The sequence below is a fragment of the Acinetobacter sp. FY683 genome, assembly GCF_059515885.1.
Genome location: NZ_JCAKNA010000027.1, coordinates 26619 through 37638, shown reverse-complemented (window position 1 = coordinate 37638; position 11020 = coordinate 26619). Strand labels below are relative to the sequence as shown.

The window sequence follows — 11020 nt, the reverse complement described above, 5'->3', positions numbered from 1 at the left end:
GGCTTTGTTGCACAAACCTAGCATGGAAGGCTTATTCAGCAATATAATTTCAAAATGAATAAACCTGCCCCTAAAATCTATCGTACAACCAATTGGTCATCCTATAATCGAGCCTTAATCAACCGGGGTAATATTTCCATTTGGTTTGATCCAAAGACCCAGTGGTATGCACAATCACAAGGCAAGCAAGGTCGAAATCAGACCTACTCCGATACAGCGATTCAATGCTGCTTAATGATCAAATCTCTATTTCGACTCTCTTTACGTATGGTCACAGGTTTTGTTCAAAGTCTGATTAAACTCTCTGGATTAGATTGGACAGCGCCGGATTACACTACGCTTTGCAGAAGACAAAAACATATTGATATTGCGATTAGCTATGAAAAAAGTAGTGATGGTCTGCATCTACTCGTAGACTCTACTGGTTTGAAGTTTCTAGGTGAAGGTGAATGGAAATGCAAGAAACATGGGGCTGAATATCGTCGTCAATGGCGTAAGCTGCATATTGCTATAGATGCTAAAACTCTTCAAATACGTGCTGTACAGCTCACTACAAATGATGTTGGTGATTCTCAAGTACTTGAAGATTTACTTTCTCAAATTCCCTTGGATGAGAAAATTGATTCTGTTTATACAGATGGTGCTTATGACACAAAGCATTGCCGACAAGTCATTTTAGATCGAGATGCACATGCGATCATTCCACCGAGGAAAAATGCAAAGCCTTGGAAAGATCAGCAAGCGAGGTCTATCGAGCGGAACGAGTTATTAAAGACAGTCAAACGTCTAGGTAGATCGCTTTGGAAAAAGTGGTCTGGTTATCACCGTCGGAGTTTGGTTGAAACGAAGATGCATTGCATCAAATTATTAGGCGATAAATTAACAGCAAGGAGTTTTCCTAGTCAGGTGAATGAGATCCACGCACGCATGGCAGTCTTGAATAAATTCACAGAATTAGGTCGTCCTCATACCCAAGTTGTCTCTTAAATTTGGCTCACCTAGGGGAGCTCAGCCTTTCAAGCCTTTATGCAACAAAGCCAACCCAAAAACACGAAGTTATATGAAAAATACTTTAATTGCCCTGTGAGTTTTGATACTGAACGGACATTATTTCAAATACCCGTGAATGTTTTTGATGCCGACTTGAGTACGGAAGACCCAATGTTACTGCACATTCTAAAAAAACCAGCAGATCAAATGTTTAATAACATGCCTAAACATACAAAGTTTTTAGAAAATGTACATCAAGCTATTATTAAATCAATTAATGCTCAAGAGCCGCAAATTAGTGTTGTTGCTGGATATTTAAATATGAGTACACGTGTTTTACAAATGACTTTGAAAGAGCATGGTGTGCGCTTTAAAGACCTGTAAAATAAGGCTCGTTTAATATTAGCAAAACAATATTTATTAAATCCAGATATAACTATTGTAGAAATTGCGAGTTTGTTGGAATATCAAGAGCAAACGTCTTTTAATCGTGTATTTAAAAATTGGACGGGTTATAGTCCAATGCGCTGGCGTGACTTAAATATTGAAAAATTGACTGAAAATGATTTCAATCTAGATAATTAAACTCACTTGAATTGATAGCTATAAGGATATGATTTCCCTGTATCATCAATGAGCGTGTACTCCAAAAGATCGGGTGATTTTTTTTGGAAATTAGGATTGGTTAACGAATAAGTTTTTTCAGAAAAAGGCGGTAAAATATTATCGTCTTGATGTTGAATGTCTGAATTAAATTGAGCATTCGAAATTTTGATATTGGCAAAATTTAGATAGTAGGGGGTTGGGTTTTTAAGCTTTAATTCAACCTTATGATCCGATGAAATGAGTTCATATTGGATTTTCTTTTGTAATTCATTAAGCGTAAAAGATGGAAGATTTTTAGGTCGATAAAAAATCTTCATCTGCGTATTCATAGCTAAATTTAAATATTCTTGAGCTAAGTTATCTTTCTTTATGGCAGGAATTTCATATAAATTTAGCCAGTAAAGTGATTCACGATCGGAAGCCAATGGCATCCCGTTATAAATGATACGAATACCCTTGGTTTCTCTAGGGGATAATTTAAAAACACCTGGCAAGACAGCAAATGGAGTGTCTTGGAATTCAGAGTCCATTTGCCCATTATCAATCCAGACTTGTGTAAGCACAGGATACTCGTTGGTATTCACTAGCATTAAGCTTTTTTCTGTGTCGGTTTGAGAATAAACCACACGTGTAGATGATGCCAAAATTCCCGCATAGCTTATATTTATACTAAAAAAAGCACATAGGAATAGCGGTATATTTTTAAATATTTTTTTCACTGTACTTTCACAACCACAGTAGCCGTTGCTTTAACTTTACCTGGCATTGGATCAAGCGTAGGTATTTTCGTTAAAATTGCACGATATTGTTGTAAATAGGAAGTGTATCCTGCTTGTTGGGAGCCTGAAGGACCAGAATTTCCTTCTAAAACAGGGTACCACCCAGCAGATGCTCCACCACCACTAATTGCATATTGATTTAAAAATAGCATATTTGTGCCAGTGCTACTATTTTGGATTTTAACTCCTACACCTTTTGCAGATTGCGGGTTGGTGTAATCATCTGAAATTAGATATTCACTAGATCCATTTGCATTAATTAAGTTGAGCTTTTGAGCATTGGCGTATGCTGCAGAAGATGGCTGAAAGCCAATAGCAACTTGATTACTAGCAGTACCAGAATTTGCCGTATTACTACATTCTACTTCAACATTAAAATTAGCTTCAGATGTTGCGCCAGCTCTTAATTGTGTGGCTGCAATAGCAGGGAAGTTAACAGTAGGTGTTGCATTTCGAGCTACACATGATTGAGCACGTGATAAATTTGAAGAACTCGTATTTAAGCCATAAGCGATGCCATAGGCGGAGAAAAAGTGGTAGCTTGTATTTGAGTCTGCCCCCTCTTTATCTGGTGTCCATGGGAAGCTTACATTACTGTTTCCACCAAGTTGAATGTATGCACTTGGTTGGTTACATGAAATTTTTAGAGTTGTGCCAACTTTAGTACCACTTTTATATGTACCATCCGAAATCATATTTTTATGACAAAATGATCCACGACTAAAAGAGGGTAGTGAGCTTACTTTGTATAAAGTAGCTTCAAGTGGCGGAATATCCATAAGACGAATTTGAATTTGACCATTTGCTGCAACAGCATAGTTTTTGATGTCTAATCGTTTCCAATAACGTGAGAATACAACGCCATCCATAGATTGTTTAAGTCCAATATATTGCCACCAAGTTGCATATACACCGTTTAGACCATCTGCTGTACCAATGTCAACGTGTCCGCCAAAAGGTTCATCTCCATTGGTTGCAACAAGGAAGTAGATGTTGGGTAAGTCAGCAGCATCGCAAGTCCAGATGACAGATGATGCTGTAAGCGATCGATGCCAAGGTTGCACGACAGTATGAGCTAGAACACTTCCGACAGGTTGTAAATAGGCAGAGTCTAAATTTGAGTTACCAAATTCAATGGGTGTTGCATAACTATCTGCAGCGTTAAGACTTCCAGTACGAGTACAGCGAGCATGTGATGTATTCATGATGATAAGTGCTGCTACGACTAGGAAAACTTTAAAAAATATTTTCATGATCTAGTTCTCAATTTTGCAAATTTCATTTAGGCGAACAAGTGGCTTGCCTATTTGATCCTGTGGAATTTCATAATTAATGATGCAACGATCGAGAGAGTCACTCCCCCAAATAACAGACACTTTTCCTGAAACTTCGCTAGCTCTTAAGTAAATTTGACCATTTTGTCCTGCCATTCCAATGTTTTCTCCATCCATATTTTGAATGTCTGAACCTAATGGAATTGCTTCACCGCTTGCCAATTGACTTTGGATGAGCATTGCATATCCTGAGTACAGATGTATTATCAGTGTATTTTTTATTCATTTATTGTCTATTTTGAACAAAAAACTAGCATTTTGCGAATATGCAAAGCTTTTAGTGTTGTAAGTTGAAAATATTTCTAAGTTATTCGTTTTTTTACTAAAATTAAGTGAAGTAAATTATTTTTAGATCACATTGGAATTATAGACAAAGGTTATTATTTTTAAGGGTTGAGTTACATTTGAAAAATCGATATTTAAAAGATGAAATTACATAATTTATTGGTTTAATTATGATTTATTTAATGGTTTGTTGAGAAAATAGTGGAAAAATTATGTTTTATGTAATATTTTGTATTTAAAAGCTTTAGCAAGCTAAAGATAACAACAATGAGACCTAAATGAAATTAGAATTATTAGACGTAGGCGAAGAAACAGAACAGCTTGGTGCATGCCGTTTATCTTTACTATTAGGTATTTTGTCTCAAGAAAATCAAATTGTTAAATTTTTGAAATTTGCATGCGGTATGTTGCAAATGGACTGCGGTATTCTTGTTTTTAAAGATGAGCCTTATGGATGGCTTGAGTCAGAAGGTCGTTGTCATGCATTTTTGGCACAGCCACATGAAGAGTATGAGTACTTTTTTTTAGACCATGCTTATATAGATGTAAATCATCCTAACTATGAAAAAGTATCAGACTATATTCTGGAACGGGGCGTGGAACACAAGCGCTTTGTAACGATGAGTTTAAAGCATGAAGGCAGATCTATAGGTCATGTGGTTTTATATGATGAACGAACAGATTTGATTGATAATAAACAATTAGAAGTTGTTTTAGAGTTCGTACAAAGCCTAGTGAATATTATTAAGTTGCGTCTTGAGAATGCAGAATTAAAAGAAATATGTGAACAACAGTCTGCATTGAATGCCAGTAAAACTAAATTTTTTCAAATTATTGCACATGATTTAAGAGCACCATTTCATGGGTTAATGGGCTTTTCAGATGTGTTAGCACATGAGCAAGAAACTTTAGATGAACAGGGTATTCGGGATATTGCAGAATATTTATTTGAAACATCTCAGTCTACCTATAACTTATTAGAAAGCTTGTTACATTGGGCAATGGCAGAAGGAGGTCGTTTTGTTTATCACCCAATTTGTTTTGATTTAACGCAATTAACAAGCATTGTACAAAATGTTTTAGCAAGTTTAGCAGCAACGAAAAATATTGAAATTATTAGTCAGGTATCGCCGCATTTAAAAGTATATGCAGATATTAATATGGTGACTTCAGTTATCCAAAACTTAGTATCGAATGCTTTAAAGTTTAGTTATACAGATGGTCGAGGTAAAGTAATTATTAGTGCAGATGAAGATGAACAATATGTTCATATTTATGTTAAAGATATTGGGCTTGGAATGAACGCAAAACAAATGGATAATTTGTTTAACCCTAACCTGATGGTCAGTATTCGTGGTACTTCTGGTGAAAAGGGAATGGGTTTAGGTTTGGTACTGTGTAAGCGTTTTGTAGATCTAAATCATGGGGCAATTTCTGTGTCGTCTAAAGAAGGTGTTGGAACAACATTTAAAGTATCTTTACCCAAAAATAAAAATACGGTTTTAGCGGCATAAAAATTAAAATAATAAAGACAAATTTCTAATTAATTATTTTCCAAATTTACTACAAGTACTGCTATAACTAAGAAAAATATAAGGCTTTAGGTTTGGGAATGAACTCGGAACAATTGCATAAAACATTACGCGCAAGTCAGTATGCTGAGCTTGTTTTAGAAAAGCATAAAGAACGAATAGAAAAAGATTATATTTCAGATGAATTTTTAAAGCCTTTAAGTCGCGCACAGATTACAAAAATTGTCGATGACACATTAAATGACATCACAGATGAAAATCAGTGGATGCGTGAACTTCGTATTTTACGTGCTCGCTTAATGTTTCGCTGGATTTGGCAAGATGCAAATCAATTGACTAATGTAAAACAATTAACTCAAGAATTATCTGACTTTGCCGATTTAGCTGTGTGTGTGGCGAAAAATTTTGCTCGAACAGCACTGGTTGCAAAACATGGTGAACCCATTGGTTATGGTGGGAAAGTACAAGATCTTATTGTGATTGCAATGGGGAAGCATGGTGCGCAAGAACTGAATTTATCGAGTGATATAGATCTTATATTTGCTTTTGATGAGCAAGGTGAAACCAATGGTCGTAAGTGTATTGATGCTCAACAGTTTTGTATTTTATGGGGGCAGAAATTAATTTATTTGCTCGATCATATTACGGCAGATGGTTTTGTATTCCGAGTAGATATGCGGTTACGCCCATGGGGTGATGGCTCAGCATTAGCAATTAGTCACGCTGCTTTAGAGAAATATTTAAGTCAACATGGTCGTGAGTGGGAGCGTTATGCTTGGATTAAGGCTCGTGTTGTAACTGGCGGAAAAGATGGTGATGAATTACTTGCGATGACACGACCATTCGTGTTCAGAAAGTATGTCGATTACACTGCTTTTGAAGCTATGCGTGAAATGAAAGCGATGATTGAGCGAGAAGTTCAGCGTCGTAATATTGAAGATGATATTAAGTTGGGTGCTGGTGGTATTCGCGAAGTCGAATTTATTGTGCAAGTTTTTCAGCTTATTTATGGTGGATCAAAACTTGAACTACAAGACCGTCAATGTTTAGTCAGCTTACATCATTTAGGTGAGGTGGGTTTACTTGAGCCTAGAGTTGTTGAAGAGCTTGAGGATGCATATTTATTCTTACGGCGTGTTGAACATGCAATTCAAGCTTTAGATGATCAACAAACTCAGTCTTTGCCGACAGAACCAGATCAACGCAATCGAATGATTGAAACGTTGGGTTATGCATCTTGGGAGGCATTTCTTGAAGTTCTGAATAAAAAGCGTGAAAAGGTAATTTATCAATTTGAACATTTAATTAAAGAAAAAGAAGCAGATCCACTAGTAGATAGTTTTTCTCAAATTGAAAAACAATTAGATGAAGTTTTAGATGATAGTGCGAAAAATTTAGTCCATGAGTTTTGGCATGGGCACGCACTTAAAAAACTACCTGCAAAAGCGGTACAGCGTTTAAAAACATTTTGGCCACATCTTATAGAGGCTATTTTACAATCAGATAAGCCGCAAATTGCTTTGGTTCGTTTGATGCCTTTGGTTGAGTCTGTTATGCGCCGTACGGTGTATTTGGTGATGCTTATAGAAAGTAAAGGTGCGCTGCAACGATTGGTAAAAATGGCAACAGTAAGTCCTTGGATTTGCGAAGAACTTACGCATTACCCTGTACTTCTCGATGAGTTTTTATCGATGGATTTTGAGTTGCCAAAACGTAAGGATTTAGAAGATTCTTTACGACAGCAATTATTGCGCATTGAAATTGATCAAGTTGAAGATCAAATGCGTGTGCTACGTTTATTTAAAAAGTCGAATGTACTGACTGTTGCAGCAAGTGATGTACTTGCTGAAAGTCCTTTAATGAAAGTATCTGATGCCTTAACTGATATCGCAGAAGTTTCAGTCAATGCAGCCTTACATTTGGCTTATCAAATTACAGCGAAAAAACATGGTTATCCATTATGTTTAGATGGGCAGCGTTGTTCTTTAGATCAACTTGCATTTGCTGTGATTGGTTATGGAAAAGTAGGCGGAATTGAGCTGGGTTATGGCTCCGACTTAGATTTAGTCTTTATTCATTATATGGATGAGCAAGCCGATACAGATGGTCAAAAGCAAATTAGTGGCTTTGAATTTGCCATGCGGGTTGCACAAAAGTTTATGTCGCTTATGACCACACAAACTTTAGATGGTCGAGTTTATGAAGTTGATACTCGCTTACGTCCATCGGGTGAGGCAGGTCTTCTTGTGACAAGCTTAAAAGCATTTGAACAATACCAAAATAAAAGTGCATGGGTTTGGGAGCATCAGGCATTGGTACGCGCCCGTACAATTGCAGGTGAATCGAGTTTACGAGAAAAATTTGAATTATTACGCTGTGATATTTTGACTCGTGTACGAAATGAAGAGAATGTTCGTGCTGAAGTTTTGAAAATGCGGGAAAAAATGAAAGATCATCTTGGATCATCTGCTGATCAGAAAAAAGATGGAATTTTTCATTTAAAACAGGATGCGGGTGGTATCGTTGATATTGAATTTATGGCACAGTATGCAGTATTGGCATGGAGTGGGTCGAATCCAGATCTCGCCCATTACTCCGACAACGTACGAATCCTTGAGGATGCCGCAAAAACAAGTTACTTATCCAGTGACGATGCGACAGCATTGATTCAAGCTTACTTAAGTGAACGCGCCGAGAGTCACCGTTTAGCCCTTGCAAATCAATCCATGCAAGTAAATGCTGCGGACTGGCTTGATACCCGTAAGGTCGTTTGCAAACTGTGGCAAAGATTAATAGATCCAACAGCAAATATGGCTTTGGATAAAAATGACTGTGTATAAAAATTTGGAGTGTGTGTCATGAATTTGGCTGATCGTGATGGTTTTATTTGGCAAGATGGACAATTGGTTGACTGGCGTGAGGCAAAAACTCACGTATTAACACATACATTGCATTACAGCATGGGTGTGTTTGAAGGTGTCCGTGCCTATGAAACTCCGAATGGAACGGCTATTTTCCGTTTAAAAGAACACACTAAGCGTTTATTGAACTCAGCAAAAATTTATCAAATGAATGTTCCATTTGATCATGCTGCATTAGAACAAGCGCAAATCGATGTTGTTCGTGAGAATAAATTAGCATCTTGCTATTTACGTCCAATTATTTTTATTGGTTCAGAAAAGTTAGGTATTGCTGCAACTGATAATACAATTCATGCAGTTGTAGCAGCGTGGAGCTGGGGTGCTTACCTTGGTGAAGAAGCAATGGCGAAGGGTATTCGTGTTAAGACTTCATCTTTCACGCATCATCACCCTAACGTGACAATGTGTAAGGCAAAGGCTTCTGGTAACTACACATTATCTATTCTTGCTCATCAAGAAGTGGCTCATTCTGGTTATGATGAAGCAATGCTTCTTGATCCACAAGGTTATGTATGCCAAGGTTCAGGCGAAAACGTATTCTTAGTGCGTGATGGTGTGATTCATACGCCTGATATTGCTGGTGGTGCGTTAGACGGTATTACTCGTCAAACGATTATCACTATTGCAAAAGACTTAGGTTATGAAGTTATTGAGCGTCGTATTACGCGTGATGAATTCTATATTGCTGATGAGGCATTCTTCACAGGTACTGCTGCTGAAGTTACTCCAATTCGTGAATATGATGATCGTCAAATTGGTGAAGGTGTACGTGGACCAATCACAACACAAATCCAAAAAGCATATTTCGATGCGGTTCAAGGTAAAGATCCTAAATATGCTCACTGGTTAACTTACGTAAAATAAGTTTAAACAGAAGTAAAAAAGGGCTCAATTGAGTCCTTTTTTTGTGTTTATAAGAATGCAGAAACGTATGTGATACAGGCTTTTCTTATTTCAAAAATAAAATCGTGAAAAGACTATGATATGATGTTTCTGAATATTTGGATGGATATAGAAAGCATGTCTTTGCCTGAAAATGATGATGTTTTAGCTACATCAGAACAGTACAATCAAAACATTGTGTTGTGCATGAAGTGGGGAACTAAATACGGTTCTGAATACGTCAATCGTTTATATAATATGGTAAAACGTCACACGACTGTTGATTTTAAAATGGTGTGTTTGACAGACCGAACAGAAGGGATTAATCCTGAAGTTCAATGCTTCCCTATACCTCCACTTGCATTGCCTGAAGGTAGTCCTGAACGTGGTTGGAATAAACTATCAACTTTTGAGCCAGATTTATACGGTTTAAAAGGGAATGCTTTATTTTTAGACTTAGATGTTGTTATTGTCGATAATATGGATGAATTTTTTACTTATCCTGGTGACTTCCTTATTATCCATGATTGGAAACGTCCTTGGCGTATTACAGGAAATAGCTCTGTATATCGCTTTAAGCTTGGTGCATTTCCTGGTTTATTACCATATTTCCGTGAAAACTTTGATGATATTCGTCAAAAATTCCGCAATGAACAAGCTTATTTATCTTGGTACGTGGATAAAGAGGGTAAGCAAACATATTGGCCAGATAGCTGGTGTAAAAGTTATAAATATCACTGCCTACAAAAAATTCCAATGGCATTCTTTAAGCCACCAGTAAAACCTGAGGGTGTTAAAATCATTATTTTTCATGGTGAGATTAATCCACCCGATGCAATTAATGGTGGTGGTGGTAAGTGGTATCGTTACGTACTACCTTCGCAGTGGATTAAAGATGCTTGGCAATAATGGTCTAATTGGAATTAAACAATGAAATTAGGTGTTTATTTAATTAATTTAGATTCAAGTGTAGGTCGTTTAGCCAAAGCTTCAGCTGAGTTAAAAAAGCATAATATTGAGTTTGAACGTATTTCAGCTGTTGATGGGCGAAAATTAGATGTTAAAACATTTGATGGATATAACTCAGTTCGTTCTAATTTATACACAGGTCGAGATTTAATTGGTGCTGAAATTGGATGCTATTTAAGTCATAAAAAGGCTTTGAAAACATTCGTTTCATCAGAGCACGAATATGCATTAATTTTAGAAGATGATTTAGATATTGTTGATGATTTTAATGAAACTCTAGCTTCGACTTTTCAATATTTGGAAACAAATACCGTAAATTGGGCAGTCATTAATGTTGCTGCTAATAAAAGGAAGCTTTCTAAACCTATTGTAGATTTTGCTCAGCATTCACTTTTACATGCGTACTATTTCCCAATTTTGGCACTTGGCTTAGTCTGGACAAAAGAAGGTGCTAAGTCATTTTTATCGCAAATGAAAGAAATTTATACACCTATTGATGTAGAGATTCAATCTTGGGCATGTAAAACAGGTTTGGGATTATCTATATATCCTGCGATAGTACGTCCAAGTGGTGTTGATAGCGATATTGACGCAAATACAATAGCATTGAAGAAAGATAGTTTACGAGTTGATCGATTTGTTCCAAAGCAAAAACGACTTTGGCAAAATAAAATCAATGCGATGAAATATTTGTACTTCAAAGCTTATAAAAATTGAATAAT

11 protein-coding genes are annotated in these 11020 nt (G+C 36.6%); 8 read left to right on the top strand and 3 right to left on the bottom strand.

What is annotated here, in order from left to right:
• Positions 1–54: 54 nt before the first annotated feature.
• From AC5YDH_RS12375 to AC5YDH_RS12365, 3 genes are read left to right on the top strand one after another with little or no spacing between them, the layout of a single operon-like run.
• Positions 55–987, top strand: coding sequence for an IS5 family transposase (locus AC5YDH_RS12375; RefSeq protein ID WP_496116183.1), 933 nt, complete (start codon positions 55–57; stop codon positions 985–987).
• Between the two features lie 39 nt (positions 988–1026).
• Positions 1027–1374 carry a hypothetical protein gene (locus AC5YDH_RS12370; protein ID WP_496119936.1) on the top strand — a complete coding sequence of 116 codons (348 nt, stop codon included), beginning with the start codon at positions 1027–1029 and terminating at the stop codon, positions 1372–1374.
• Positions 1375–1389: 15 nt separating this feature from the next.
• Positions 1390–1575 (top strand): helix-turn-helix domain-containing protein, encoded by a 186-nt coding sequence (locus AC5YDH_RS12365; RefSeq protein WP_496119939.1) that lies wholly within the window; start codon positions 1390–1392, stop codon positions 1573–1575.
• 2 nt (positions 1576–1577) lie between these two features.
• Here AC5YDH_RS12365 and AC5YDH_RS12360 read toward each other — a convergent pair whose 3' ends face one another.
• From AC5YDH_RS12360 to AC5YDH_RS12350, 3 genes are read right to left on the bottom strand one after another with little or no spacing between them, the layout of a single operon-like run.
• The gene (locus AC5YDH_RS12360) at positions 1578–2315 is read right to left on the bottom strand and encodes a fimbrial biogenesis chaperone (protein ID WP_496119935.1); all 738 of its coding nucleotides are present in this window, start codon (positions 2313–2315) and stop codon (positions 1578–1580) included.
• Positions 2312–3628 carry a fimbrial protein gene (locus AC5YDH_RS12355; protein ID WP_496119934.1) on the bottom strand — a complete coding sequence of 439 codons (1317 nt, stop codon included), beginning with the start codon at positions 3626–3628 and terminating at the stop codon, positions 2312–2314. The genes AC5YDH_RS12360 and AC5YDH_RS12355 overlap by 4 nt, the downstream gene beginning before the upstream one ends.
• Positions 3629–3631: 3 nt before the next feature.
• Entirely contained in the window at positions 3632–3889 is a 258-nt protein-coding gene (locus AC5YDH_RS12350; RefSeq protein ID WP_496119932.1) for a FimD/PapC C-terminal domain-containing protein, read from the bottom strand.
• Positions 3890–4272: 383 nt separating this feature from the next.
• On the opposite strand from AC5YDH_RS12350, the gene AC5YDH_RS12345 reads away from it, so the two are divergent.
• The 5 genes from AC5YDH_RS12345 to AC5YDH_RS12325 all read left to right on the top strand — a co-directional run bounded on the left by AC5YDH_RS12345 (position 4273) and on the right by AC5YDH_RS12325 (position 11015).
• Complete coding sequence (locus tag AC5YDH_RS12345; RefSeq protein ID WP_496119930.1) at positions 4273–5508, top strand: sensor histidine kinase; 1236 nt, start codon at positions 4273–4275, stop codon at positions 5506–5508.
• Positions 5509–5606: 98 nt separating this feature from the next.
• Positions 5607–8366, top strand: coding sequence for a bifunctional [glutamate--ammonia ligase]-adenylyl-L-tyrosine phosphorylase/[glutamate--ammonia-ligase] adenylyltransferase (gene glnE / locus AC5YDH_RS12340; protein WP_496119928.1), 2760 nt, complete (start codon positions 5607–5609; stop codon positions 8364–8366).
• Between the two features lie 18 nt (positions 8367–8384).
• Complete coding sequence (locus AC5YDH_RS12335) at positions 8385–9311, top strand: branched-chain amino acid transaminase (RefSeq protein ID WP_496119926.1); 927 nt, start codon at positions 8385–8387, stop codon at positions 9309–9311.
• A 156-nt stretch (positions 9312–9467) separates the two neighbouring features.
• A complete protein-coding gene (locus AC5YDH_RS12330) occupies positions 9468–10238 on the top strand; it encodes a glycosyltransferase (RefSeq protein WP_496119938.1) in 771 nt (256 codons plus the stop codon).
• A gap of 21 nt (positions 10239–10259) precedes the next feature.
• Positions 10260–11015, top strand: a complete 756-nt coding sequence (locus AC5YDH_RS12325) for a glycosyltransferase family 25 protein (RefSeq protein WP_496119924.1) — start codon at positions 10260–10262, stop codon at positions 11013–11015.
• Positions 11016–11020 lie beyond the last annotated feature (5 nt).